Source organism: Flavobacterium cucumis (assembly GCF_900148835.1).
Classification (GTDB): domain Bacteria; phylum Bacteroidota; class Bacteroidia; order Flavobacteriales; family Flavobacteriaceae; genus Flavobacterium; species Flavobacterium cucumis.
In genome coordinates, this window is record NZ_FRYK01000004.1 from 1 (window position 1) to 26,351 (window position 26,351).

At 31.8% G+C, this 26,351-nt stretch carries 24 protein-coding genes; 16 read left to right on the forward strand and 8 right to left on the reverse strand.

Going from position 1 to position 26,351, the window contains the following annotated elements:
* Window positions 1-194: 194 nt before the first annotated feature.
* From BUE95_RS10430 to BUE95_RS10445, 4 genes are all read right to left on the reverse strand, one after another.
* Window positions 195-800: a hypothetical protein gene (locus tag BUE95_RS10430; RefSeq protein ID WP_073584222.1), complete on the reverse strand. Its 606-nt coding sequence runs from the start codon at window positions 798-800 to the stop codon at window positions 195-197.
* Window positions 801-925: 125 nt separating this feature from the next.
* Entirely contained in the window at window positions 926-2,335 is a 1,410-nt protein-coding gene (locus BUE95_RS10435) for an MBL fold metallo-hydrolase (RefSeq protein WP_073584224.1), read from the reverse strand.
* 63 nt (window positions 2,336-2,398) lie between these two features.
* Complete coding sequence (locus tag BUE95_RS10440; protein ID WP_073584226.1) at window positions 2,399-3,175, reverse strand: sulfite exporter TauE/SafE family protein; 777 nt, start codon at window positions 3,173-3,175, stop codon at window positions 2,399-2,401.
* Window positions 3,175-3,807 carry a Crp/Fnr family transcriptional regulator gene (locus BUE95_RS10445; protein ID WP_026726080.1) on the reverse strand — a complete coding sequence of 211 codons (633 nt, stop codon included), beginning with the start codon at window positions 3,805-3,807 and terminating at the stop codon, window positions 3,175-3,177. The genes BUE95_RS10440 and BUE95_RS10445 overlap by 1 nt, the downstream gene beginning before the upstream one ends.
* A gap of 84 nt (window positions 3,808-3,891) precedes the next feature.
* Here BUE95_RS10445 and BUE95_RS10450 point away from each other — a divergent pair, with 84 nt between their 5' ends.
* From BUE95_RS10450 to BUE95_RS10460, 3 genes are read left to right on the forward strand one after another with little or no spacing between them, the layout of a single operon-like run.
* Entirely contained in the window at window positions 3,892-4,449 is a 558-nt protein-coding gene (locus BUE95_RS10450; protein WP_073584228.1) for a hypothetical protein, read from the forward strand.
* A 48-nt stretch (window positions 4,450-4,497) separates the two neighbouring features.
* Window positions 4,498-6,102 carry a class I SAM-dependent methyltransferase gene (locus BUE95_RS10455; protein ID WP_394333989.1) on the forward strand — a complete coding sequence of 535 codons (1,605 nt, stop codon included), beginning with the start codon at window positions 4,498-4,500 and terminating at the stop codon, window positions 6,100-6,102.
* Between the two features lie 8 nt (window positions 6,103-6,110).
* Window positions 6,111-6,329: a hypothetical protein gene (locus tag BUE95_RS10460; protein WP_073584232.1), complete on the forward strand. Its 219-nt coding sequence runs from the start codon at window positions 6,111-6,113 to the stop codon at window positions 6,327-6,329.
* 110 nt (window positions 6,330-6,439) lie between these two features.
* On the opposite strand, the gene BUE95_RS10465 is transcribed toward BUE95_RS10460, so the two are convergent.
* The gene (locus BUE95_RS10465; protein WP_073584234.1) at window positions 6,440-6,997 is read right to left on the reverse strand and encodes a 2'-5' RNA ligase family protein; all 558 of its coding nucleotides are present in this window, start codon (window positions 6,995-6,997) and stop codon (window positions 6,440-6,442) included.
* A 3-nt stretch (window positions 6,998-7,000) separates the two neighbouring features.
* A complete protein-coding gene (locus tag BUE95_RS10470) occupies window positions 7,001-7,999 on the reverse strand; it encodes a metal-dependent hydrolase (RefSeq protein WP_073584236.1) in 999 nt (332 codons plus the stop codon).
* 197 nt (window positions 8,000-8,196) lie between these two features.
* On the opposite strand from BUE95_RS10470, the gene BUE95_RS10475 reads away from it, so the two are divergent.
* From BUE95_RS10475 to BUE95_RS10505, 7 genes are all read left to right on the forward strand, one after another.
* Window positions 8,197-8,574, forward strand: coding sequence for a hypothetical protein (locus BUE95_RS10475; protein WP_073584238.1), 378 nt, complete (start codon window positions 8,197-8,199; stop codon window positions 8,572-8,574).
* 185 nt (window positions 8,575-8,759) lie between these two features.
* Window positions 8,760-9,617, forward strand: coding sequence for a DUF3347 domain-containing protein (locus BUE95_RS10480; RefSeq protein WP_143165275.1), 858 nt, complete (start codon window positions 8,760-8,762; stop codon window positions 9,615-9,617).
* The gene (locus tag BUE95_RS10485; protein ID WP_073584240.1) at window positions 9,617-10,177 is read left to right on the forward strand and encodes a helix-turn-helix domain-containing protein; all 561 of its coding nucleotides are present in this window, start codon (window positions 9,617-9,619) and stop codon (window positions 10,175-10,177) included. Before BUE95_RS10480 ends, BUE95_RS10485 begins: the two co-directional genes overlap by 1 nt.
* A gap of 79 nt (window positions 10,178-10,256) precedes the next feature.
* Window positions 10,257-12,677: a heavy metal translocating P-type ATPase gene (locus BUE95_RS10490; protein ID WP_073584242.1), complete on the forward strand. Its 2,421-nt coding sequence runs from the start codon at window positions 10,257-10,259 to the stop codon at window positions 12,675-12,677.
* 11 nt (window positions 12,678-12,688) lie between these two features.
* A complete protein-coding gene (locus tag BUE95_RS10495; RefSeq protein WP_073584244.1) occupies window positions 12,689-12,910 on the forward strand; it encodes a heavy-metal-associated domain-containing protein in 222 nt (73 codons plus the stop codon).
* Between the two features lie 260 nt (window positions 12,911-13,170).
* Window positions 13,171-15,435: a multicopper oxidase family protein gene (locus tag BUE95_RS10500; RefSeq protein ID WP_073584246.1), complete on the forward strand. Its 2,265-nt coding sequence runs from the start codon at window positions 13,171-13,173 to the stop codon at window positions 15,433-15,435.
* A gap of 478 nt (window positions 15,436-15,913) precedes the next feature.
* Window positions 15,914-18,625, forward strand: a complete 2,712-nt coding sequence (locus BUE95_RS10505) for a CHAT domain-containing protein (RefSeq protein WP_073584248.1) — start codon at window positions 15,914-15,916, stop codon at window positions 18,623-18,625.
* Here the strand turns inward: BUE95_RS10505 and BUE95_RS10510 are convergent.
* Both BUE95_RS10510 and BUE95_RS10515 read right to left on the reverse strand, forming a co-directional pair.
* Window positions 18,605-19,321, reverse strand: a complete 717-nt coding sequence (locus tag BUE95_RS10510) for a tetratricopeptide repeat protein (RefSeq protein WP_073584250.1) — start codon at window positions 19,319-19,321, stop codon at window positions 18,605-18,607. The genes BUE95_RS10505 and BUE95_RS10510 overlap by 21 nt on opposite strands.
* 6 nt (window positions 19,322-19,327) lie before the next feature.
* A complete protein-coding gene (locus tag BUE95_RS10515; protein ID WP_073584252.1) occupies window positions 19,328-19,864 on the reverse strand; it encodes an RNA polymerase sigma factor in 537 nt (178 codons plus the stop codon).
* 101 nt (window positions 19,865-19,965) lie between these two features.
* Here BUE95_RS10515 and BUE95_RS10520 point away from each other — a divergent pair, with 101 nt between their 5' ends.
* The 6 genes from BUE95_RS10520 to BUE95_RS10545 are packed head-to-tail and all read left to right on the forward strand — an operon-like array spanning window position 19,966 to window position 26,346.
* Window positions 19,966-21,264 (forward strand): OmpA family protein, encoded by a 1,299-nt coding sequence (locus BUE95_RS10520; RefSeq protein WP_159433509.1) that lies wholly within the window; start codon window positions 19,966-19,968, stop codon window positions 21,262-21,264.
* Between the two features lie 3 nt (window positions 21,265-21,267).
* Entirely contained in the window at window positions 21,268-22,287 is a 1,020-nt protein-coding gene (locus BUE95_RS10525) for a hypothetical protein (protein WP_073584256.1), read from the forward strand.
* A gap of 1 nt (window position 22,288) precedes the next feature.
* Window positions 22,289-22,747, forward strand: a complete 459-nt coding sequence (locus BUE95_RS10530; RefSeq protein ID WP_073584258.1) for a T9SS type A sorting domain-containing protein — start codon at window positions 22,289-22,291, stop codon at window positions 22,745-22,747.
* Window positions 22,744-24,411 (forward strand): T9SS type A sorting domain-containing protein, encoded by a 1,668-nt coding sequence (locus BUE95_RS10535; RefSeq protein WP_084530275.1) that lies wholly within the window; start codon window positions 22,744-22,746, stop codon window positions 24,409-24,411. The genes BUE95_RS10530 and BUE95_RS10535 overlap by 4 nt, the downstream gene beginning before the upstream one ends.
* Window positions 24,408-25,682: a hypothetical protein gene (locus BUE95_RS10540; protein ID WP_073584262.1), complete on the forward strand. Its 1,275-nt coding sequence runs from the start codon at window positions 24,408-24,410 to the stop codon at window positions 25,680-25,682. The genes BUE95_RS10535 and BUE95_RS10540 overlap by 4 nt, the downstream gene beginning before the upstream one ends.
* A gap of 19 nt (window positions 25,683-25,701) precedes the next feature.
* Window positions 25,702-26,346, forward strand: a complete 645-nt coding sequence (locus tag BUE95_RS10545; protein ID WP_143165276.1) for a hypothetical protein — start codon at window positions 25,702-25,704, stop codon at window positions 26,344-26,346.
* Window positions 26,347-26,351: the final 5 nt, after the last annotated feature.

Sequence of the window (26,351 nt, forward strand, 5' to 3'; positions counted from 1 at the left end):
CCGACTGCGCAGATGGTACTGCATTTATGTGGGAGAGTATGTCGCCGCCTTTCTTTTGAAAACCCTTCATCTATCGATGAGGGGTTTTTTGTTACCAATATAACGTCCCAAAGGGACTCTAAATAAGAAATTCTAACTTTCAACAGTTAGGATTTTTCTGTTTTTACAAATAGTAGACTTCTTATCAAATTGATTTAATGAATTGAATAGTTATCTTTTAAAATTTCAATGAAATTATTCAATAGGAAATGGATATTATTAAGTTGTTCTATTGTTTTTAATTTTTCTTGTTTAGCATAATAGAGCATATATTTTCCATCTTCGGGAAGTTCATTAAATAATCCTTTATCATTAATGATTTCTAATCTATCTGGTTGTAAAGAAATGATTTGATTTATCAAGATTTCATTTTTTAAAATGGCGATAGCCTTATATTCATGATTACTTTGGAGGAAGTATTTTTTATCAAAATCTTTATTATTAATCATAATATCTTTTCGATTAAAAACTTTGCCAATTTTTGTTAGAATATCTTCTTGGGTGATACACAATTCGATTTTAATAGGATTGAAGAATTCGACAATCCCAATCATGTATTTTTTCTCAAATGTTCTTCCACCTGAAGTGACATAATAGGTTTTGTTTGCAATATTATATCTAAAACCTGAATGCTCATAGGTTACAAATAAATCACCACTTTCAGATTTTAATATCCCATTTCTTTCAGTAGCAAATTGCTCCCAAATGTATCTTATATCTTTTCCTAGTATGAATTCTTTAATTTTCTTATAAACGGACATTATATTAACTAGATAAATTAGTTTTCAATAAAGATAGTAATTAATGTCATTTTATATAAGTATATGGGGATATAAAAAAATCCGACTTTAAAAGAGTCGGATTTCGTATTTTATCTAAAATTATCTTATTTTAAAGTACTCGGACAAACAAAAGCTGTTAATGGTATATCAGTAGTTCTGATACCAGCCATTCCTTTTTCTACATTGATCATGTTGTGATATCCTCTTGCTTTTAGAATAGATGACATGATTACTGAACGATAACCGCCCGCGCAATGAATGAAGAATTTCTCGTCTTTTGGTACTTCGGCTAATTGTTCGTTAACGTAGTCTAATGGGATGTTTTTAGCATTTACCACATGTTCGGATGTAAATTCTCCTGGTTTTCTTGAGTCGATAACTGGAGCGGTTTCGTATTGTGTTGCGAAAACTTCTGGTGAAATCGATTCAATACTATCGGTTTCGTAACCTGCGGCTTTCCATGCTTCGATTCCTCCTAATAAGAAGCCTAACGTATTATCAAATCCTACACGAGATAATCTTGTGATGGTTTCTACTTCTTTTCCTTCAGGTGTTATTAATAGAATAGGTTGTTTGGTATCTCTAATCAAAGCTCCAACCCAAGGCGCAAATTGTCCATGTAATCCAATGAAAATAGAACCAGGAACATGTTCCTTTACGAAATCATTCTCGTTTCGAACATCTAAAACTAAAGCATCTGTTTGATTCGCAACCGCTTCAAATTCTTTTGGATGTAAAGGCGTTTCCGCTTTCGACATAATTGTATCTAAACTTTCGTATCCTTGAATGTTCATCAAAACATTTTGAGGGAAATATGCAGGAGGTGGTGTTAATCCATCTAATAATTCTTTGATGAATTCTTCTTTCGTCATATTGGCTCTTAAAGCGTAATTGACTTTCTTTTGATTGCCCAATGTATCAGTGGTTTCTTTACTCATGTTTTTTCCACAAGCACTTCCGGCACCGTGATTTGGATATACAATTAAATCATCGCTCAAAGGCATAATTTTGTTGCGTAACGAATCAAATAAATGTCCTGCTAATAATTCTTGTGTTAAATCTTCTACTAATTCCTGAGCTAAATCAGGACGACCTACATCACCAATAAATAAAGTATCTCCGGTGATAATTCCGTGTTGTTTTCCAGTTTCGTCGGTAACTAAATAACATGTGCTTTCTAGTGTGTGACCAGGTGTGTGAATTGCTTTAATCTTTACAGCACCTACTTTAAACTCTTGTCCGTCTGTAGCAACAATGCAATCAAAGTTTGGTTTTGCTGTTGGACCATAAACGATTGAAGCTCCAGTTTTCTTAGCCAAATCTAAATGTCCCGAAACGAAATCCGCATGAAAGTGTGTTTCGAAAATGTATTTTATTTTTGCATTATCTTTTTGTGCTCTGTCTATATAAGGCTGTACTTCTCTTAATGGATCAACAATCGCCGCTTCACCATTGCTTTCAATATAATACGCTGCGTGAGCAATGCATCCGGTATATATTTGTTCGATTTTCATAATATCTTAATTTTTTACAAATTTACGTTCTAAAATTTATTTCTTCTGTACCCAAAGTTACATTTACATTTCTTTTAACAAGATAATGGCAGCCATTACTAATACAAAGTAAGCAAAAATCTTTTTTAATTGGTTTTCATTCGTGTATTTTGTGAGGTACATTCCCAAAAATATTCCCGCGACCGAAATGGCAGAAAACGTTAACAAAAATTGCCAATCGATTTCCAAATTCTGCAAATCACCTATAAATCCTACCAGTGAGTTCATGGCAATGATAAAAAGGGAAGTTCCAACCGCTTTCTTCATCGGTAATTTGGCAAACAAAATTAGCGATGGTATGATTAAAAATCCACCACCTGCTCCGACTAATCCAATGATGATTCCAATAGTAAAGGTTTGAATTCCGATAAGAATAAGATTTCTTTTTTCTTCATTATTGGTATTTTGATTTTTCTTTCTCAATACCGAAAGCGCTCCAAAAACCATAATCACTGCAAAAAACAACATTAAAAAGGAGTCTTTAGTGATGAGAATAGGAGATTCGAATATGACTTTGGGTATTTCGGCTACAATATATTTCCGAGTTAAATAAACTGCTATGAAAGATGGAATGGCAAAGATAAATCCGTTTTTGATGTCGACTAAGTTTTTTCTATAGTTTTGAATCGCGCCAAAAGTAGATGTCGTTCCAACAATAAATAGGGAATATGCCGTTGCTGTAACAGGATTTATGCTCATCAAGTACACTAAGATCGGTACTGTTAAAATTGAGCCACCACCGCCTGTTAGCCCTAAAACTAATCCAATAAACAAAGCCCCAACATAGCCTAAAATCTCCATTAGAATTGAAGAATTTCGATTTTATTTCGGTGTAATTTGATTTTACCTTGTAATTCTAATGCCTTCAATAAACGCGAAATTACAACTCTCGATGTATGCATTTCGTAAGCAATTTCTTGATGTGTATTTTTGATTTCGGTATCACCAATTACTTTCGCTTTATCGGTTAAATATTTGTACAAACGTTCGTCTAAATTCATGAAAGCCAAGGTGTCAATCGCTTCTAACATTTCGTTTAAACGCACATTATAGCTGTCAAAAACGAAGTTTCGCCACGTTTTGTATTTGGTTAACCATTCTTCCATTTTCTCTACAGGAATCATTAACATCGCGCCATCGGTTTCGGCAATGGCACGAATACGACTTTTCGATTGACCCATGCAACACGTTAAGGTCATGGCACACGTATCGCCACGCTCTAGGAAATACAATAACAATTCATCGCCATTTTCATCCTCTCTCAATATTTTAATCGCGCCAGTTAATAAAAGCGGCATCGTTTTGATGTAATCCCCAATTTCAATTAGGTAATCATCGGCTTTAAATTCCTTGTAAATCGCCACTTTAGCAATTTCGTCCAATAAAGCTTCCTCAAAAATATAGCTGTAGGCTTGATCTAAAATAGCTCTCATTTGTAATCCTTTTTTTGTAAAGATACGACGATTCTTTAAAAATCAAATGTTACTTTTGTTACAAAGAAATCGAATTTACGCTTTATGACCTTAAAAAAATACAATGAAACCAATTTTCATAAACACACTTTTTGCGAGTTTACTGAAGTCGATGTTGCTGCGATTCCGAATATCGAGTGGCATTACAAAAGTAAATCGGGTAGTGGGTATTGTTTTACTGAGGAAGGCGTTTATCGTATTTCGAATCATTGGGGAAGAGCTGCGAATTGTAGGTGGCGATTGATTTCTAATGCAAGTTCAAATTCAAAAATCAACAATAGCCAGAATCGAATAGGTTATGCCAAATGGACTGATTTTTATCCGAATAACGAAACTGAAAACTTTTTCTATATAGAAGTTAATTTCGAAACTAAAGAAGCAACTTTCCAACATAAGAATAATCCGAATTACGTCGGAAAATCTGTTTTGCGTAATGCTTCCGAAACCGCAAAAATCATCCGACAAATAAAAGAAATTTTGGAATCAGATGCTTGGGCGAAATATTTGGATTTTGATGATTTGGAGGAACTTCGAAAAACAATTATCTTAAAACTAATCCAAACTTCCATTTCTTTTGCCGAGATAAAAAGAAGTTTAGTGTAAAATGAATCATAATTTTCATAAATTTGAGAATAAACCACTCAATTTATGATGAAACGAAACCAATTACGCGAAGCTATTTTTAGACATTTAGATGGATTAGTTGTTGTTCCTGTCGCTTATTCTCTGTTCAAGAAAGGAATTTTAGCACATCTTTTAAAGGAGAAATCCACAACTTTAGCTCAAATTACAGATGAGTTTCATGCTAATGAAGGCTATTTGAATGTGGCGTTACGCGTTTTGGCATCGCAGGGTTTTCTAAAATACGAAGTAGATAATGCTTCTGGAAATGTTACGATTACTACTTTGCCTATTAGTGAATTTGCGTTTTCGCTTGTTCCTGTGTATGAAGAGACATTTCAATTATTAACCAAAACTTCGGTTTTTACAGCTAATAAAATGGATGTGGATTCTATTGCTTTATTGGAACCTATTTTAAAGAAATTCACCGAAAATTATCATATTCATTTTGAAGAAGATGAACATCTACGAGCTATTCAAGAGCAAATGTTGACGCATATTGAAGGGTATTTAGTGGGTCCAATCGTTGTCAACTTAGGAATGACAGGCATGTTTCACAAGTATTTCATGGAGAGTTCGTTTCGTGCAGATGAATTCCACAAGCATCCTGACGCTTTTACTAAGATTCTCGATTTTTTTGTGCATTTGGGTTGGTTTTCTAAGAAAAACGACAATTATCAATTTACAGAAGATGGTTTTTTCTTTGCCAAACGCGCCTCTGCTTATGGCGTAACGGTTTCGTATCTTCCAATGTTTCAACATATCGATAGTTTGCTGTTTGGAAATGCGATTGAGTTGAGAAACATTAGTAAAAATGAAGACGAAATTCACGTCAATCGAGAAATGAATGTTTGGGGAAGCGGTGGTGCACACGCGACCTATTTCAAAGTAATTGACGATATTATCATCGAACTTTTTAATAAACCTATAGCAGAACAACCAAAAGGAATTTTAGATATGGGTTGTGGAAATGGCGCTTTTTTACAACATATTTTCGAAGTCATCGAACGCCAAACCTTACGAGGTAAGATGTTAGATGATTATCCTTTGTTTTTGGTGGGAGCGGATTATAACCAAGCTGCTTTGAAAGTCACTAGAGCCAATTTGATTAAAGCTGATATTTGGGCAAAAGTCATTTGGGGTGATATTGGAAATCCAGATTTATTAAGCAGCGATTTGCAAGAGAATTATAATATAGATTTGAAAGATTTGTTGAATGTTCGTACTTTTTTAGACCACAATCGCATTTGGGAAGACCCAAAAAATAAGACAAAAGATAGCGTAAGCACTTCCACCGGGGCTTTTGTACATCGAGGTGTTCGCATTTCTAATAATGATGTCGAAGATAATTTATTAGAACATTTTATGAAATGGAGTCCGTATGTTCGTAAATTTGGCCTTTTAATCATCGAATTGCATACGGTAGCGCCCGAATTAACAGCACGGAATCTTGGAAAAACAGCAGCGACAGCCTACGATGCTACCCATGGTTTTTCTGACCAATTTATTGTAGAGATTGAAGTCTTGCGAAAAATAGCAGCTGAAGCGGGTTTACATTCGGATGATAATTATTTTAAAAAATATCCAGATACCGATTATGCAACGGTAAGTATTAATTTATTGAAAGGAAAATAAAAACAACAATGGAAGAACAATTTGACACAATTAAAAAAGACATACAATTGATCATCGATAACATGGCGATAAAGAATTTTTCGGAAGCCAGTATCAAACTAATTGAAGTGAGTGATGATTTAGATGTTATGCTTGATAGTACAGATGATGAAGCGATACTGAGAGAAATAAGTAAATACCAAGTTTTATTGAATCATTTGCAGATTAAAATGAGTACCAAAGACTAGTGGAACAAATTTTTCTTGTGAAGAAGATTAAAAAATCATCAGTTCTGGATACCATTTGTGCTTTTAAAAGTCTCACGAAATGATAGATTTATAAGCATGTGTTTTTAAATTTAAAACAGCGTCCATTGTTCTTTTTCTGGTTTTGTTTCACTCAAAAAAGGAATCGTTTCTAGTATATCATATTGTTTTCTTATGGTATTAAAAATTCTGAGGGTGATACCATTGCAAATGAAATTTAAAGCTACAGATTGAAACAAACTATATGCGATTTGAAGTTGCTCTTTGTTAAGTTGTCTTCCTATTGAAATATGAGGATCTACACTTTTATGGTTGACAGAAAATGGTATTTGTTTGGGAATTTCTCTCATAACGTTTTCCATTTTAAGTTTGCTTTCGATGGTAGGAGCAATGAAAAAAGCACCATTGGTATAATTTCCAAAATCGTTAAAAGTAACAGGGAAAGGAATTTGATAACGACAGTACTCGGCAATACGGGATTTTATAATTTCATACGTTATATCTTCACAGTCAAACTCACAGATTGTTACGTGTGCCAAGGAATTTTTACTTGGAAACCATCCAATTTTAGCACTCAATTGCTCTTTGAGTAATTTAACCGCTTCCAAAACGGTTTCAGAGGGATGAAAAACTACTGAGTATTTTGCCATGTGTTAATTTCCTTTTAATCGAATCATAATCTTTTGAAGTAGCGCTTTTCCGTCCCGTTTGGCTTTAGGCACCTCATAGGCAGTTAAACTTCCATCCGAGTTCGATTTAAATTCATAACTGAACGCAAACTGTGGATTTTCGGGATTATCATTCAATAAACCAAACCGCAAATCATTAAAATACAAGCGATTGGTTTGTTCGGTAACGAAATACCAACCTTCGCTAATTTTTTTAAGTTGCTGAAAATCATACGAATTTATTAATTTTTCTTCTAATTTTAGATTTTTGGAATAGAAAGTAAACCGTATTGGTTGCGAATCAAAAAGGGAATAATCGGCAAGATAATAGCCATCAGAAGTAGCTACATTCACATTCCAAAGTATACAATTGAAGGCGGTCGGTTTTACTATTAATTCTTGATACGTTATTTTTTTATTTTGCAATGCTTTTTCGAATTGTTGCACAGCAAAAAGTTTCAAAATACAAGTTAGAAGTAAATACGAAGAACTCATTACTAAACCTCGAATTACATATTTTCTTCTGACTAAAATTTCTTTGTTTCTCCAAACAAAAATCAAGCTAATCATTAGTGGGATTGTGTATAAGGGATCGATTACAAAGATGGTTTTCAATGCAAACCGTTGTTCCAATGGCCAAAGTATTTGCGTACCCCAAGACGTAAACAAGTCAAGCAAAACATGTGTAACCAAACACCAAAACGCTAATAAAGTGGCGTTTCGGAAACTGATTTTATTCTTCTCAATTTTAGAAATTATCCCACCTAAAACAGGGGATAAAAGACCGAAAAAAAATAGGGAATGGCTCAACCCTCTATGAATAGCAACTCCATCAACATCACTTAAAAATTTCCCAACTACTATATCTAAATCTGGAACCGTACCTAAAACAGCACCATACAAGAAGGTTTTGTTTTGCAGTTTTTTACCTGCCATTAATTCGGCTGTGGCTATTCCAAGTGCGATTTGGGTTAGTGAATCCATTTTGGGAGTATTAGTTAAATTAATTTCTTACTATTTCGAATCGAATCTGTTTTTAAAAATACTTCAATTTCTTCAATAAACGAACATAATATTTGGATCAAAAAAAAAATATTACTTTTTGTCAAATAACCATTTAACACTATTTTAAACAAACCCCAATTCATTTTTTATAAATTTGTAGTGTTTAGAAATGAAAAATGAAAAAATATCACATCATATTGTTTTTACTTTTAGGGTTGTTTTTAGTGCCTGGAAGTGTTATGGCTTGTGATATGGATAACTCAAAGTCCATTTGTGAAAAAGAAATTACTACAAGTAACACCGATAAAAAATGTTGTTGTGGTAACGATAATTCAAATGAAAGTGAGAACAAAGGTTGTGAAGGAAATTGTATGGATTCTAAATGCGGCTGTACTTCAAGTTGTACATCAGTTTCGCTGAGTTTTTTAGCAGATAGTAATTTTACATTTCAAGAGGTTTACTTTTCAATATTTAAAAAAGTAAGTTTTTCTTATACTACACCGTCAATTTCTGATGGTTTTCATTCCATTTGGTTAATACCTAAAATAGGTTAAATTCTTTTTTTGACAGCCACTAGTGTGTCAAATTTATAGCATTGCTATTAAATTAATCATCAGTTTACTTTCCGTTTTTAAAATTATTATTAATTATTTCAAACCGATAGACTTCTAAACTGTAATTCATTATTTATTTATCAACTTATCAAAGGAATTCACTTTGATACAAATACATTATTAAAATGAAAAATTCATTTAAAAATATAATGGTAGCAACTTTTGTATTGCTATCTATTACAATCAATGCACAAATAAATAATGCTACAACTGAAACCGTTACCATATACGGTAATTGTGGCATGTGCGAAGCTAAAATCGAAAAAGCAGGAAATATTAAAAAAGTAGCTCAAGTAGATTGGAATCAAGAAACTCAAATGGCCACTTTAACTTATGATGCTGCTAAAACTAATCCAGATGAAATTCTGAAACGAATTGCATTAGCGGGTTATGATAGCGACCAATTCCTTGCGCCAGATGATGTATATAGTAAACTTCCAGGATGTTGTCAATATGATAGAGTAGCAAAAATTCCAGTAAAAGAAGTAGCTATGGAAGATCACAGTAATCATGCGAATCATCAGGACATGAAAGTAATAGCAACTTCTAAAAATACAGAATTACAAACGGTTTTTGATACTTATTTTTTACTAAAAGATGTATTGATTACCTCTGATGCTTCTGCTACGTCAACAGCTGCTGAAAAATTAGTTACAGCTCTTAACAATGTTAAAATGGATAAATTAGAGATGGATGTACACATGGTTTGGATGAAAGTATTCAATCAATTAAAAACAGATGCCACTCAAATAGCGACTGCAAAAGATATTAAAAAGCAACGTCATCATTTCGTAACTTTATCCAATGAGATGTATTCATTAATGAAAGTAGCTAAATACGATACAACGGTGTATTACCAACACTGTCCTATGGCAAACGACGGAAAAGGAGCCAATTGGTTAAGCAAAGAAAATGAAGTGAAGAATCCTTATTACGGAAGTAGAATGCTAACTTGTGGAAAAACAGTTGAAACCCTTAAATAATGATTTTACACATAAAAAATATGGTTTGCGACCGATGTAAAATGGTAGTGAAGTCTGAGTTAGAACAACTCGGGCTTCAATTGCTATCGGTTGATTTAGGTAAGGTTGAAATCAAGAATACTATTAATGAAAACAAGAAAAATGAAATTTCTAAAGTTTTAATAGCACTGGGATTTGAATTGATTGACGATAAAAAAAGCAGGATTATCGAAAAAATCAAAACCTTGCTTAGAGATCTTATCCAAAATAAAAATGCCGATTTAAATCAAAATTTATCTGCCTATATAGCTGATCATCTAAATCATGATTACAGTAAATTGAGTAACTTATTTTCAGAAGTGGAAGGAATTAGTATTGAAAAATACTATATCAACCTAAAAATAGAGAAAGCAAAAGAGTTAGTAATGTACGACGAATTGAGTCTAAGTGAAATTGCTGACTTACTGAATTACAGTAGTGTAGCGCATTTGAGTAACCAATTTAAAAAAGTCACTGGATTTACACCCACGCATTTCAAGCAAATCAAAGAAGCCAAACGCATCCAAATTGATAAAATATAAATGATGTAAATCATAGCCATAATTATACAACACATTGCCGGTTTTTCATTCGAACTTTGTATCATTAAATCCGTTAAAAATGAAAACAGTAAAAACACAACCGTATGCCATCCCACTCGAAAATGTGGAAAGCGAGCATTGTGCTATGATTGTAAATAAAGGATTGCAGACTGTTACCGAAATTTCTCAACTAAAAGTAGCATTAAATAACAAACAAGCAATCATTGAAACCGATAAACCTGAAATTGCGATACCTAATGCTGTTAAAACCATCCGTGATTTAGGTTATGACGTAGCCACAACTACACAAACCATTCCTGTGTTGCAAATGACTTGTGCTTCCTGTGCTGTGAGTGTAGAGAGTATCATTAAGTTTCTTCCTGGAGTAGTCAACGCTTCGGTAAATTATGCTTCAGCGGAAGTTAAAGTAGAATATATTCCTAGTTTAGTTACGCTAAATCAAATGCGTGAAGCTGTCCAAAGTATTGGTTATGATTTATTTTTGAATCAAGATAATGCCCAACAAGAAACTCTAGAGGATGTCCACCAAAGAAAGCAAAAGCAATTAAAGGTAAAAACAATTGGAGCCATCCTTTTATCGATTCCGTTAGTGGTAATTGGGATGTTTTTTATGGAGATTCCGTATGCGAATTATATCATGTGGGTATTGGCAACACCAATAGTTCTTTATTATGGGAAAGATTTCTTTGTTAACGCTTGGAAACAGTTAAAGCATCGCTCGGCTAACATGGACACTTTAGTAGCTTTGAGTACAGGTGTCGCTTATGTTTTTAGTATATTCAACACGCTTTTTCCCGATTATTGGCACGCAAAAGGATTACACGCGCATGTGTATTTTGAAGCTGCTGGGGTGGTAATTGCCTTTATTCTATTAGGTAAATTATTGGAAGAAAATGCCAAGGGAAATACTTCCTCCGCCATTAAAAAGTTAATTGGCTTGCAACCCAAAACGGTAAACATTGTTGATGCCAATGGGAACCAAATGGAATTACCTATTGAGCAAGTCGAAGTGGGAATGACCATCATGGTAAAACCTGGTGAAAAAGTAGCGGTTGACGGAATCGTAACACAAGGAAGTTCGTTTGTAGATGAAAGTATGTTGAGTGGTGAACCTGTTCCAGTACGAAAAGAAGCAAATGACAAAGTATTTTCGGGAACCATTAACCAAAAAGGAAGTTTTCAATTCAAAGCCGAAAAAGTGGGTACCGACACCCTGCTTTCGCACATTATTAAAATGGTTCAAGAAGCCCAAGGAAGTAAAGCACCAGTTCAAAAATTAGTAGATAAAATTGCCAGTATTTTTGTTCCAATTGTTATTGCAATTGCTTTATTAGCACTAATCGTTTGGATGGTTTTTGGAGGAGAAAACGGATTTACTCAAGGCTTATTGGCATTAGTAACGGTTTTAGTAATTGCATGTCCGTGTGCTTTAGGTTTAGCCACACCAACTGCCATTATGGTTGGAGTAGGAAAAGGAGCTGAGCAAGGTATTTTAATCAAGGATGCAGAGAGTTTGGAATTAGCCAAAAAAATCAATGCAATTATTTTAGATAAAACAGGAACTATTACCAAAGGGAAACCAACCGTAACGGATTCGATTTGGACAGAAGAAAACGATACATTGAAACAAATTTTAGTGGCTATCGAAAAACAATCAGAACATCCATTGGCAGAAGCGGTAGTTCAGTATTATAAAGAGGAAAGTTCAGTAGTCATCCATCACATAGAAAGCATTACAGGAAAAGGAGTGAAGGCACATTACAATGGAGCCTACTATTTCGTTGGGAATAAAAAATTACTTGTTGAAAATGGTATTTCCATCTCGGAAAAGTTAGAACAAGAAGCCTCTAAATGGTTGGAAGCAGCTAAAACTGTAATTTGGTTTGCTAATGATAAAAATGCGTTAGCTGTTTTAACCATTGCCGACGAAATCAAAGCAACTTCTAAAGTCGCCATAGAAACGCTTCAAGATATGAATATTGAAGTATATATGCTTACTGGTGATAATACAAATACAGCCAAAGCAGTAGCAGAACAAGTAGGCATTACTCATTACAAAGGGGAAGTCTTACCCAAAGACAAAGCCGATTTTGTAAAAGAACTTCAAGCAAAAGGAAAAATTGTAGCTATGGTGGGTGACGGTATTAACGACAGTACCGCTTTAGCGCAAGCCAATGTAAGTATTGCTATGGGAAAAGGAAGTGACATTGCTATTGATGTAGCTAAAATGACGATTATTTCATCCGACTTATCAAAAATTCCATTGGCCATTAAGATTTCAGCTAGAACCGTGAATACCATCAAACAGAATCTCTTTTGGGCATTCATTTATAATATCATCGGAATTCCCATTGCTGCCGGAATTTTATATCCCATAAACGGATTTTTATTGAATCCAATGATTGCCGGAGCTGCCATGGCACTAAGTAGTGTTAGTGTAGTTGCTAATAGTTTACGATTAAAATATTTCAATAATTAAAAAATATCAAAATGAAAAATAACATTTTAAAATTCAAAACGAATATCAATTGTATGGGCTGTGTAGCCAAAGTAACTCCCGAGTTAAACCAACTAACTGAAATTGAAAATTGGGAAGTAGATATCCAAAATAAAGAAAAAATACTAACCGTTACTGCATCATCTGAAAAAGAAGTGGAAATTGTGCAAGCGGTTGAAAAAGCAGGATTTAGAATTGAAAAAATTAATTCATAATTCTACCTGCGTCATTTTGAGTATTATTTCGGTTCTAGAGTTCTCGATACTATTTTCAAAAGTAAAAATTGGCATTTTTCCTTTTAAAAATCACTCGAAGTGACGGTAGTGTTATTTCGGTTCTAGAGTTCTCGATACTATTTTCAAAAGTAAAAATTGGCATTTTTCCTTTTAAAAATCACTCGAAGTGACGGTAGTGTTATATCGGTTCGCATTTTATATAATTATACCCAACAGGTTTACTTTCTGAAAATATAAATATGGAAAAACAAAAAAACATTTCAAAAATAGTCACACTTATAGTCATCATGGTATTATCGGCACAAACATTATTTTCCCAAAAAATAGTACGCTACGATTTATACGTTCGTGATACGATTGTTAACTATTCTGGAAAAGAAAAAAGAGCCATTGCGGTTAATGGTCAAATCCCGATGCCGACTTTAACTTTTACGGAAGGAGATATTGCCGAAATATATGTCCATAATGAATTGAAAGAAACCACTTCGCTGCATTGGCACGGATTATTTTTGCCTAATAAAGAAGATGGAGTACCGAATTTAACCCAAATGCCCATTCAACCAGGTACAACACATAAATACACATTTCCTATTATCCAAAACGGAACCCATTGGTATCATTCACACTCAGGATTACAAGAACAAATCGGAATGTATGGTATGTTCATCATGAATAAAAAAGAAGACGATCTTACTTTTAGAAAAGGTATTGATGATTTACCAACGATTCCTGTCATTTTAAGTGAATGGACCGATTTAAAGCCCGAAAATGTTCATCGAATGTTACACAATGCCTCGGATTGGTTTGCCATCAAAAAAGGTTCCACACAGAGTTATAGCGAAGCCATTAAGCAAGGGCATTTTAAAACAAAACTAGGTAACGAGTGGAAACGTATGAATGCTATGGATGTGAGCGACGTTTATTACGAAAAGTTTCTTATTAACGGTAAAAACGAAAGTCAATTAGCACAGTTCAAAGGAGGTGATAAAGTCCGATTGCGTATTGCTAATGGCGGTGCGTCCTCTTATTTTTGGTTGACCTATGCCGGTGGAAAAATTACGGTAGTGGCTAGTGATGGAAATGATGTGGCGCCTGTGGAAGTAGATCGATTACTTATTTCAGTTTCCGAAACCTATGATGTCATAGTGACAATTCCAGCCGATAATACTTCGTATGAATTTTTGGCTACTGCCGAAGACAGAACAAAATCCGCATCCCTTTACATTGGAAATGGGATTAAACAATTGATTTCACCTTTACCAAAATTGAAGTATTTTGAAGGGATGAAAATGATGAATGACATGATGAAAATGAATGGGGAATTAGACGATATGGGAATGAGCATGTCTTTAAACCAAATGGATATGAACGTAGTGATGTATCCCGAAATTACAGGTGAAGCTGATAATAAAGAGAAAAAAACAGAACCAAAAGCAGCAAACGGTCACGAACATTCCAATCACAATAAATACGATGCTAATGCATTGGCAAATATTACCACGCTTAATTATGCCATGCTAAAAGCAACTGAAAAAACAACATTACCAAAAGATGCTCCGGTAAAAGAACTTCGTTTTGAACTTACGGGAAACATGAACCGTTATGTTTGGAGTATGGACAACAAAGTGATTTCAGAAACGGATAAAATCTTAATTAAGAAAGGCGAAAATGTTCGAATTACGCTCTACAACGGTTCCATGATGCGCCATCCAATGCATTTACACGGACACGATTTTAGAATCATTAACGGACAAGGTGATTATGCACCTTTAAAAAACGTAATGGATATTATGCCCATGGAAACCAATGTAATTGAATTTAATGCCAATGTTGAAGGCGATTGGTTTTTTCATTGTCACATTTTGTACCACATGATGGCAGGAATGGGCAGGATTTTTACTTATGAAAATCAAGAACCTAATCCATTAATCCCGAATCCCAAATTAGCCCAACGTAAATTATACGCAGATGATAGCGCTTTTCACATCATGGCTGAAAATGATTTTGCTACTAATGGAAACGATGGTATGGCAATGATCCAAAACACCCGTTGGAGTTTGGGCGCAGAATGGAGATTAGGATATAACGACATGCATGGTTATGAAGCCGAATTTCACTTGGGAAGATACATCGGTAAAATGCAGTGGTTCATGCCATTTATCGGTTTCGATTGGCGTTACCGAGATATGGAAGGTGAGATAGAAAAAAATATCTTCGGACAAAAAAATACAAAAGACCACAGAGCCGTTTTAAGTGCTGGTTTTGCCTATACCTTACCCATGTTGGTACAATTCCAAGCTGAGGTGTTTCAAGATGGAAATCTAAGATTGCAATTAATGCGAGAAGATATTCCTGTTTCCAACCGATTACGAATGGGGTTCATGGTTAATACCGATACCGAATACATGTTGGAAGCACGTTACATCCTAAAACGAAATCTTAGTCTAAGAACCCATTACGATAGTGATATGGGATTTGGAGTAGGGTTGAATTTGAATTATTAATAGAAAAGAGCGCTTTTCAACTGCGCTCTTTTCTATTAAAATCAGTTTTATAATAATTTTGTAAGTCTTTCTAGGTTTTACTTGCCGATACAATATCTTTTTTCTCTTTATTCATAAGGGTTGAAGAGGGTGGAGGTGTACTCGAGGTGTTAAAAATAAGATTAAAAAATATTATATTAGTATCCAATGATATCGTTTTTTAGTCCAAAGTATAAAAAAATACCCAAACGTGAAATAAATTGAAAATAAATAGTTGTAATATAACTTTGAGTTTTTCTTTTAAATCTTTCAAACTTAAATTTGGAAATGGTACATATAACCAATCTCAATTCGATATGATTTAAAATAATATTTAAGTAACATTTTCAGTATTAAAATAATGAAAACTAAAACATTTTTTCAATTATGCTATTTTAATCATGTCAACGTTTATGTAATTTAACTTATTTATTTAAATTTATAACTATAAAATTACAAAATGAAAATGAAAAGCCGTTTTAAAAATATTATTGTAGGTTTTGCGTCTATTTTATGGGTTATTTTATTGTTTTCTTCTTGTAATTCTTCTGATAGTAATACTGTTGCTACAGAAATAGCGTCAAATTTTAAAGTTGAAAAAGAACAAGTAACAGATACAATTCAATTAAATCAATTAATAAAAGAAGCTGAAACTTTTAGTGAAGAATACAAATTTAGAGAAACAATCTATGTTTTAAAAAAGATTGTAACAGATTATAAGGATTATCTTTTAGAAAATGATCCAAAAGAATTAGTCAATGCATATTTAGATTTATCTTTTAATTATTCAAGTATTCACAATCAAAAATATGAATTAGTTTACACCAAAAAAGCTATTGAAATTTGTGAGAAAAAAGGATTAATAACTACTACAGATTATCTTACAGCTTATAATAATTTACATGTTTTTCAACAAAATTATGGCGATTTAAAAAGTTCAAGAGAAACAATAAATGCATTTGAAAAGTATATTGATAAACTAGATAAAGGAGAAGTAATTTTAAGTGAAAAAGACGAGAATTACGCCAAACGGATATTTTACAGAATGGAAATATCGCGAATGGATATTAATACACAACAAGAATTAATAGAAAAGAAGCTACGAGATTTTTCCAAATTTGCATTGGATAGTGGTAATGAAAGAGAAGAAAACTTGAATTTTTATTTATCTACTTATGATGAATTTTGTTATAGATTGTACGAAACAGAACAATACTTTTTAGCAGAGAAACATCTAAAACGATTTAATGAACAAGCATTAGCCTATAATTTTCTTTTTTACAGTATGAAAGCTAATGCAATTTTAGGTTCCGTCTATTATTTTTTAAATAAATATGAAGAAGGATGTAAAAAAATAGATATTGCACTTAATACTATCGAATTTGGTCGTTTTAATTCGAGTAAATACTCTCTTGAAACGATTAAAGCAATGAATTTGGTAGGTTCAAGGAAATTTTCTGAAGCATCTAATTTAGTTGAGCAGAATATAATCGATTTAGTTCAAAATCATACGCAAAAAAAAACTGAAATAGTTGATTTAAAATTTAATTCTTTTAGAGATTTAAATTCTCATAATTACATTAATATTTTTGCTACTTCGGCTCTTATTTTTAAAGATAGTTACATCAATAGTAAGGATATTGATGATTTGAATAAAGCTGAAAAACTGAGTTTAATTGCTGCCGAAATGTTTAATGAATTTTATTTGAATGGCAGTTATAATCCTACTCTAAATAAACTACAAGATAAAATTTCAGAAGGCTTACTTTTTGTGATTTCTGAAAAATATCAAAAAAATGTACCTAAGAAAATTGAATTGCTCAATTGGATTGAAAGAAATGCTTCACAACATTTGTATAAAGAAGTGCAAAAGAAATTTCTTTTGGCAAACGAATCTTTATCTAAAATTTACGATGAATTTACGGAATTAGAAGATAAGAAAAAATATCTGGAAGGAATTAAACAACAAGGAAATCAAGCAAATAAAGAATTAAACGCTATTTCAAATAGAAGTAACCAATTGAAAGCTTTAATTAAGAATAAATTCCCCAATTTTATTCAAGTTAATACTGATTTCGATATTACTTCAATTAAAAATAAAATAGCAGATGCAAATTTGATAAAGTATTATGTTGCTTTTGAAAATGTGTATGTTCTTTTAGTAAATGCAACTTCAATTGAAGTAAAAAAAATAGATAAGGTAGATAGAATTTCGCTAGAATTAGAACAACTAATCAAAGAATACAAAGAGCCAGATGTTGGTTACAAGAATGAAAACAAAGCAATTTCAAGCCAATTAGTTCCTTTTAATATTGATGGAAAAATTACGATAATTCCAGATAAGTTTTTAAACTATTTACCTTTTGAAAGTTTAGAAGTAAATAACAAATTGTGGATTGAAAGCGCACAAATTACTTATGCTTATTCATTTCCGCTTTGGTTGATTTCAATAGAGAATAAAAGTAATTCTGAATTCAATTTGGTTAGTTTTGCACCTAGATACAATCAAAGTAAATTTCAATCAAATCGTGTTGTTAATTTACCTTTTGCAAAAGAAGAATCTGAAAAAATTTGCGACGTTACAAATGGTAGTTTGTTTGCTGATAATCAAGCTACAAAATCAAATTTTATAAACTCTTTCACAAACTATTCTATTTATCATTTGGCAATGCATTCGTACTTGTATGCGGATGATTTTGAAAAGTCGTGTTTACTCTTTGCTAATAACGAACCATTATATTTTTATGAATTATATGAGTATTTTCTACCCGCAGATTTAGTTGTTTTGAGTGCTTGTGATACTGGAAATGGAACTTTAATTAAAGGCGAAGGTATTATGAGTTTATCAAGAGCTTTTGCTTATAGCGGAGTTAAAAGTGCTGTGGTAAGTTTATGGCAAGTTCCCGACAAAGAAACATCAGAATTGATGATTTTGTTTTATGAAAATCTTGAAAAAGGATTGGAAAAAGACAAAGCGTTACAATTGGCTAAATTGGAATTTTTAAAGCAAAATCCTTTAAAATCGCATCCTTATTATTGGTCGGGTTTTGTTTTAAACGGAAACAACAGTGCATTAAAAACAAAATCCTATTATTGGTTCTATATAATAGGATTTGGATTATTTACACTTTTAATTTTATTCAGAAAAAAATTAATCCAACTTAGACAATAATTCTTTCGATTTTGACTGAAAAGGATTTACGGTTTTAACGACTTCGTTTAATAGCTTTTTAGAATTTTCAATATCATTTTCTTTTAAATAACATAAGGCTTTGTACCATTTTATGTAGAAATAAAAGTTATTATTGGAATCACCTTTAAAAAGTGAAAATGTGGCTATAGCTTTTTTATGCTCATTTAATTCCATTTCAGATAATCCGATATAAAAAATAGCATAATCGGTTTTTTCTATTTTATATATTTCCGTAAACAATTCAATTGCTTTTTTATAATTTTTAGAATCATAAGCAAAAAAAGCTTCACTTTTAATATTTAAAGTGTTTTCACCTCTAGTTGTTGGTGCTTCAATATTTGGAAAAGTCTCATAGAAATCAGCATATAAATTATCATTTTTAGCAGAACTATTCCAAAAGAATATAAAGCCCAAGCTTAAAATAACAACAATACTAGCAGCAATTGATAACCAAGTTTTGTTATTGCTTTTTTGTTTTCTTGAGTTTTCAATTTCTTTTAATTGGTTTTTCATTTTTTTTCGTTCGCTTAAGGCAACGGCTATTTTTGCTTTCTTTTGAAATTCAAATTCGGCTTTAAATTCCGAATCATTTGAGAGCAATTCGTTAAATTGTTGTTTCTCTTCTTCAGAAAGGTTGCCTTCGAAATAGTTGTTTAATAATATATCTTTATCCATGATTAATTATTTTTTTATTAAGTCTTTGAGTTGTTTCATACATCTCGATTTTTGACTTTTTAATACATCTTTATTCGTGTAATTAAGAATAGTTAAAATCTCATCTAATTTTTTTTCTTCATAATAAAAGAGCTGAATCACCTTTTTACATTGTTCGCCTAAGTTCTCAAAAGCAGTTTGTAATAATTTAATTTCAGTATCTTCTTTTTCTTCATCATACGATTCAAATTCATAATCAACTAAATTAAAATCGTCAATTATATGCATTTTTTTATCTTTTTTAAGCAATTGAAAAATCATAAACTTACCAATGCTAAATAAATAAGTGCTTATTGAACTCTGTATACTGTCAAGTTTGCCTTTTTTCGCATTTTCACATAGAGCAATAATCGCATCTTGATATATATCCAAGATAACATCAACATTTAAATTATACTGAGAAGCAAAAGCAATAAATCTCGTTCTATTGTCCTCATATATCTTTTTGATTGTCCTACTATCATTTTCTTTTAATAGTTGTATCAACGATGATTCTTTATTCATTAGTGTAGACTTTTTTCAAAAGTAAACAAATTTCAAAATCGATGTTTACTTTTTTTTATTCCAAACACTAAATGTATAATAACAACATAAAAAAATCAATTATGAAAAAAAATGTTTTTACTTTAATTTTATTAGGATTTAGTTTTTTTATTACTAACGCACAAGAGACTGTTGGCGGTAGAGTAATAAAAAATGCAAAAGATAAGACTTACAATAAAGGAGAGCAAAAATCAGATGAAACAGTTGATAAAGCTCTAAATAAAGCTGAAGAAACTTTAACAAATATTTTTAAGAAAAAAGATAAAAAGAAAAAAGGGAATAATGATGAAACAAGTGATTCAAAAACTTTAAGTTACGATCCACCTGTAACTAAAACTGATAAAGCTGGTAATACAGATTACTCTGCTTATAAAGATTTTGATTTTGTTCCTGCAGAAAAAATTATTTTTTTCGAAGATTTTGCAGACCAATCTATAAAAAGATGGGGTGCATATGATGTAAACGAGTTAGCTGTAGTTGCTAACGAAGGAAAAAATTGGCTTGAGGTTAAATCTGGAAGCTTTTACCCATTAGGGCTAAAAAACTTACCTAAAAATTTTACTTTAGAATTTGATGTCTACACACCAGATAGAAATACTGGATCGCTTGGATTAAGGTTTTTAGACAAATCGCAAGCTAATTCTTTGCAAGATCCTTACTTAGATAATTCTTCTGAAATTACAATAAGTCCTATTACACAGATGCCAAAAACAGGGTTGGCAACTTTTGCTATAAAAAAAAATAATGACCAAATAAACCCAGAGAATGAATTTCAGTTTTATTCTTGGCAACCTGAACTAAATAATTATTATGCAAAAATAAGTTTAAAGTGTGAGAATAATAAATTGTCATTATGGATAAATAAGGAAAAAATTATCGAAAATGCTGAATTTTTAGTAGCAAATAGAGACCATTTTTTAGCGTTTCATATTCAAAATTACTTTGTAACTGAAAACAGAATGTATTTTACAAATTTTAGATTGGCAACTGGTAACGCCAATCCAAAAAATGATATTACTGCCAATAAGAAGTTTGTAACTCAGAACATCTTCTTTGATGTGAATTCTGATGTTATTCGTCCAAATTCTTACGCAATCTTAAAACAAATTGCAGAAAGCATTCAATCCATTGATGGTAATATCAAAATTGTTGGTCACACAGATAGTGATGGAAAAGATACCGATAATTTGGTCTTGTCTCAAAAAAGAGCAGAATCGGTTAAAAGAGCTTTGGTAAATGAATTTGGAATTGATGCCAACAAATTATCTACTGAAGGAAAAGGGGAAAGTGTGCCTTTAAATAAAAACACTAATGCTTTAGAAAAAGCTCAAAATAGACGTGTTGAATTCATAAAACTATAAAAAATGAAAAAAATAATTTTATACATTAGTTTCTTATTTGTTTCCGCTTTTAGTTATTCACAGTTAACAAAGCCAATGAATTGGTCTGGAATATTAACAGACAATTTAGGAAATCCAATACAATCAACTCCAGTATTATTAAAATTTGATATTGTAAAGGGCAATGCTACACAAGTTTTACAATTTACAGAACTTCATAATAATGTTTTAACAGATCAAAATGGTTTTATTAATGCTGAGATAGGATTAGGAAATGCCACTTTTGGAAATTTTGATTTAATTGATTGGAGCGATACCGATTTACTATTAAGAGTTTCTGTTGATTCAGGTAATGGTTTAGTGATTTTAGGACTAAATCCTTTGAGAGCAGTTCCTTATTCGATTAAATCTATGAGTTCTAATTTTTTACAATTTGACAATAACTTTGTAACCATTTCGCAAGATGGTTCGAATGAAATAAGTTTTGTTACTGATAATTTTCAGCGTGCAAGTATTTCTGGTCAAGGACAATTTCAAGTTGAAAATCTATCAGGTACTGGCACAAGAGAAGTGGTTGCTAATGCTGATGGTCAACTACAAAGAAAACCAGTTCAAACTAAATATTTAAGTATTTCTGGAGCAGCTTTTGTTGGAAATGGCTTGTATCAAGTACTTCATCTAAGTAATACAAGTGGGGGTGTTCTTACAAATGTATATAATCCATGGCCATTAATTTTACCTCATGGTGCTACTATTACTAATTTCAAAGTAACTTTTTATGATAATTCTACTAGAAATTTTGAATTAGGAATTGTAGAGATTGATAATAATTCTGGAGCAACTGCTTCTGCTTTTAATACTGTTTTTGATTCTAATAATTATCCAACTTTTGCTTCAAATCAAGTTCAAAATATCCCGATTACTAAAACAATAGACAATTTAAATAAATCATATACATTGGCTTTGGCATCAGATGAGTGGCCTTTACAATCAGGAAGTTTTGATTTGAGGTTTTTAAGTGTTGTAATTACATATCAAGAATAAGATGAAAGCTACAGTACTATTCCTTTTCTTTTCGGTCAATTGTATTTCACAACAATTATACCGTCAAACCTTTAGTGGTGGTTATACTACTTCAGCTAATGGAAAATCATTAATTGGTGAAGTTTTTAACAGAAACTATTCCGATGGAAACCTTACGGTAGGTGAATCTATTTTGTATCAAATCGCATTGTTAAATACTTTAAGTATTGATGACGTAAATAATCAAAATTCTGATGTATTGGTTTATCCTAATCCGGTTGAAAACGAGCTTTTTGTACAACATCAAGAAATTACGAATTGGCATGTTCGAATTTATGATGTAATTGGAAAACAACTCACATCAACATTTGTGAATCAAGGTTCCATTAATCTAAGTTTTTTAAGTAGCGGAACGTATTATTTGTTTTTTACAAACGAAGAACATTCAGTCAACGTAACGAAAAAAATCATTAAAAAATGAGAAAAGTAGTCTTTATATTTTTGTTACTTCCAATACTTGGGATAGCTCAAAATTGGGAACAAATTATTATAGCTTCTGGTAGTGATAGTTCAAATCCAATGTTCTTAACAGAGTTTAATGGCGAATTGTATTTTTCAGCAAGAGGTTCAAATGTTAGTGGAATTGGAAATGAATTATACAAATCCAATGGAACTCAAATGGGAACGACTTTGATTATGAACTTAAATCCAAATTTTTCAGCAGATAGTTTTCCTAGCAATTTTACAGTTTTTAATGGTGAGTTATATTTTACTGCAGATGACGGAGTACATGGAAGAGAACTTTTTAAAACCAATGGTACAACCATAAGTTTAGTAAAAGATATTAAAACAGGAAGTGATAGTTCTACAAACCTTTGGGATAACTGTCTAGTTTTTCATGAAATTAATGGTTTTTTGTATTTTTTTGCAGAAGATGAAAATGGACAAGGATCTGATCTTTGGAAAACAGATGGGACAAGTGCTGGCACTGTAAAAGTTCTTGAATTGAACACAAATGAGACTACTGGAAAACTACAATATTTTAAAAAATTAAATACCGATTTATACTTTCAATTTATTGACTCAAGTGGTCATAAACAAATTATTAAATATGATACAGTTTCAAATGTGCAAACTACCGTTTTAAATGTTTATCCAATAGGCAATACTGGATTTTACAACTATTTAACCATATTTGATAACAAACTATTTACTTTTGCTAATGGTAGAATTTACTATACTGACGGTATAAACAGCAATTTTGTGACTTTGGGTGTTACCGGAATTTCTTCATTTAACAAATTCACTGTTTTTAATAATCAACTTATTTTCTTAGGAAACTCATCAACATTTGGTAACCAAGATATTTATAAATGTTATTACAGTGTTGCAGATAGCGCTTACAAAGTAGAGTTAGTTTACAATTTCAATGCAGGAGGAAATAATTCTTTAAATCCTTTAGTCGGAAGTTTAATTGATGACGGAATTCCATATTTCACAGCATTAAACAATAAGCTCTACATTGCTGCAAGAGAGCAAACTTCACCCAATGGAGGTTTAGTTTATCAAATTTACGAAACAGATGGTATTACAACCCAAGTTGCAATTCCTGTTACACATAGCGGTTCGCCTACTTCTCGACCAATTTATTGGATTACGGCAAACAATAACAAGTTATATTTTTTAATGAGTGGCGATAATAGCCCTGAACAATTATGGGAAGCTAATCCAATAAATGGAAATTTTACACAACTTTCATCCTACACAGGTCCAACAACACAACCAAGACAAATTTTTACTAGACCGTTGAAATCTTGGAATAATGATTTCTACGTAGAAGGAACAACAACAGTTGAAGGATATGAATTATGGAAATTTGGAACAGGAACTTTAGGTGTTGAAGAGGTTACTTTAGAGGATAAAATTCAAATCTATCCCAATCCAACTCAAGATTACGTAAAGCTTACAATTGAAAATGAAGAAGCATATCAAATTGATATTTTCAATGCTGTTGGTCAACAAATAAAGTTAAGAATTCATAATAAAACTATCGATTTAACTTCTTTACCAACAGGAATTTATTACATAACAATTTTGAATTCATTAACTGGTAAAAAAATCACACAAAAAATCATAAAGAAATGAAAAAACTAATTTTAATTTTTGCATTAGTATTTAGCTTTAATTCTAATGCACAATCTTTTTCAGATGGAGTTTACAACACCAATTATGGAACTATTAATTTGACTTTTGAACAAGGTTTTGAGTATCCAAACGGAGGAATAGTTTATGGCGATTATAAAGGAATTGGGACTATTACGGGTTCGACAGCTAACGTAGGAAAAGAAATTGTTGGAAATTTTCATAACGGTGCTGCTGAAGGAAAGTTTATTTTCTTTTCGCCATCTGGCAAACAACACTTTTTTGATAGTGGAATTACTTCTTTTAATGGAAACTGGGGGTATGGTACAGATAATAAATATTCTACAAACCCCGATTACATTTGGAAAGTAACATCAAAAGCTGGCGGAAAAGATGCTGTTAAAAACGTTACAAATGTTTGGAGCGGTAAATGGAACACCACACAAGGTTACATTATTTTACAGCAGGTGGGTAACAAAATAACAGGTAAATATCATGATGTGGGAAATATTGATGCAACCTATAATCCTTCTACAAAAAAACTAACAGGAACTTTTACAAATAATGGTAAAAAAGGATATTTAGAATATTCTTTTGAAGGGAATAGTTTTAAAGGGAAATGGGGTTGGACAACAGCACTTTCGGGTGGTAACTGGGACGGAACCAAACATGTGAAAAATAATAAAGTTATTACGAGTAGTTCAACTTCAACAAGCAATAATCAAAATTCCACAACAATACAACAAGGATTAACTAGTGACGCTAATTCTTCTAATAATCCTAAGAAAATTACAGTTAAATTATTACATATTTTTCAAGGTAATGGAGTTTTTAATAGATTTCCTGATTTATATGGAATTGTTTCAGTTGATATAATAAAAGTTACTCAAAACAGTTCAGAATCAGTAAGAAGTTTTGGAAATAAATCAAAATATCTTTTAAATTCGACTGAAGACTATGCTTTTCGTTATGGTGGTAATGATGGAAGTGCAGTTCCAAATTCTCCTCAATATACACGTGAATACAATATTAGTTCCCAAGATTGGAATGATAGAAATGTAAAATTCGAAATTAGAATTACTCATCATATAAAAGGAAAAATAAATGGTCCGAATCAGGATTATGAAAAATACACAGAGGTTTTCGATTTAAAAACTATTCCTGTAGACGGAAGTAACAATATTTGGGTAGGGTATAACTATAAAAACGGAAATTATGTTGACTATGGATTAGAGTTTGATAAATCTAGAGTCTTGTTTAAAATAATTAAGTAACCTTTTTTATTTAATACAAATGAAAGCGATTTATTTTTTACAATTATTATGGATAATATCACTCTTTTCCTGCAACAAAGCCAAAGAAAGCATGCAAGATGAAGTTACTGATGCAGTGGAAAATGCAGTAGAGCGTAAAACTGGAACTCAAGTAGATTTACCAGATACAAGCGAAATAGCTGATAATGGTGGTTTTATCAACTACAAGTCTGCAACTAAAACGTATCTTACTGAAAAGGAAAAAATGCAAGCAACTGTGATTTTTCAAAAAGACAATGACGGGCTATCAATTGCTTTTCAAATGACAGGTGAAAACGGGAAGTCTTTTGTTGCAACGATAAGTGATATCTCTGAAAAATTTACATTGCCATTAAAAGCAAAATTTGCAATCAGTAACAAATATGATGGTGAAAATCCAACTGCAAATATAACTTTCATGGAAGTTAACGATACTGGAATGAAATCTTCTGAAGTTCCTTTTGAAGGAGAAATGATCATAACAAAACTTTCAAAAGATGAAGTAATATTTGAAATTAACGGAAAAGGAAGCGATGCAATGAATATCGATAGTCCTTCTAATTGGAATGTAATAACAGGTAATGGTAAACTTGTTCATCCAATTATTTTGAGTTACGGTATTGATAAAAATAACATTTTAAAATAAACTAA

Coding starts and splice junctions, on each gene's coding strand:
- BUE95_RS10530 (WP_073584258.1), top strand. CDS start 22,289: ATGAAAGCTACAGTACTATTCCTTTTCTTTTCGGTCAATTGTATTTCA.
- BUE95_RS10520 (WP_159433509.1), top strand. CDS start 19,966: ATGAAAAAAAATGTTTTTACTTTAATTTTATTAGGATTTAGTTTTTTT.
- BUE95_RS10485 (WP_073584240.1), top strand. CDS start 9,617: ATGATTTTACACATAAAAAATATGGTTTGCGACCGATGTAAAATGGTA.
- BUE95_RS10465 (WP_073584234.1), bottom strand. CDS start 6,997: ATGGCAAAATACTCAGTAGTTTTTCATCCCTCTGAAACCGTTTTGGAA.
- BUE95_RS10510 (WP_073584250.1), bottom strand. CDS start 19,321: ATGGATAAAGATATATTATTAAACAACTATTTCGAAGGCAACCTTTCT.
- BUE95_RS10435 (WP_073584224.1), bottom strand. CDS start 2,335: ATGAAAATCGAACAAATATATACCGGATGCATTGCTCACGCAGCGTAT.
- BUE95_RS10490 (WP_073584242.1), top strand. CDS start 10,257: ATGAAAACAGTAAAAACACAACCGTATGCCATCCCACTCGAAAATGTG.
- BUE95_RS10480 (WP_143165275.1), top strand. CDS start 8,760: ATGAAAAATTCATTTAAAAATATAATGGTAGCAACTTTTGTATTGCTA.
- BUE95_RS10445 (WP_026726080.1), bottom strand. CDS start 3,807: ATGAGAGCTATTTTAGATCAAGCCTACAGCTATATTTTTGAGGAAGCT.
- BUE95_RS10475 (WP_073584238.1), top strand. CDS start 8,197: ATGAAAAAATATCACATCATATTGTTTTTACTTTTAGGGTTGTTTTTA.
- BUE95_RS10500 (WP_073584246.1), top strand. CDS start 13,171: ATGGAAAAACAAAAAAACATTTCAAAAATAGTCACACTTATAGTCATC.
- BUE95_RS10545 (WP_143165276.1), top strand. CDS start 25,702: ATGAAAGCGATTTATTTTTTACAATTATTATGGATAATATCACTCTTT.
- BUE95_RS10460 (WP_073584232.1), top strand. CDS start 6,111: ATGGAAGAACAATTTGACACAATTAAAAAAGACATACAATTGATCATC.
- BUE95_RS10540 (WP_073584262.1), top strand. CDS start 24,408: ATGAAAAAACTAATTTTAATTTTTGCATTAGTATTTAGCTTTAATTCT.
- BUE95_RS10430 (WP_073584222.1), bottom strand. CDS start 800: ATGTCCGTTTATAAGAAAATTAAAGAATTCATACTAGGAAAAGATATA.
- BUE95_RS10505 (WP_073584248.1), top strand. CDS start 15,914: ATGAAAATGAAAAGCCGTTTTAAAAATATTATTGTAGGTTTTGCGTCT.
- BUE95_RS10515 (WP_073584252.1), bottom strand. CDS start 19,864: ATGAATAAAGAATCATCGTTGATACAACTATTAAAAGAAAATGATAGT.
- BUE95_RS10470 (WP_073584236.1), bottom strand. CDS start 7,999: ATGGATTCACTAACCCAAATCGCACTTGGAATAGCCACAGCCGAATTA.
- BUE95_RS10440 (WP_073584226.1), bottom strand. CDS start 3,175: ATGGAGATTTTAGGCTATGTTGGGGCTTTGTTTATTGGATTAGTTTTA.
- BUE95_RS10455 (WP_394333989.1), top strand. CDS start 4,498: ATGAAACGAAACCAATTACGCGAAGCTATTTTTAGACATTTAGATGGA.
- BUE95_RS10495 (WP_073584244.1), top strand. CDS start 12,689: ATGAAAAATAACATTTTAAAATTCAAAACGAATATCAATTGTATGGGC.
- BUE95_RS10535 (WP_084530275.1), top strand. CDS start 22,744: ATGAGAAAAGTAGTCTTTATATTTTTGTTACTTCCAATACTTGGGATA.
- BUE95_RS10450 (WP_073584228.1), top strand. CDS start 3,892: ATGACCTTAAAAAAATACAATGAAACCAATTTTCATAAACACACTTTT.
- BUE95_RS10525 (WP_073584256.1), top strand. CDS start 21,268: ATGAAAAAAATAATTTTATACATTAGTTTCTTATTTGTTTCCGCTTTT.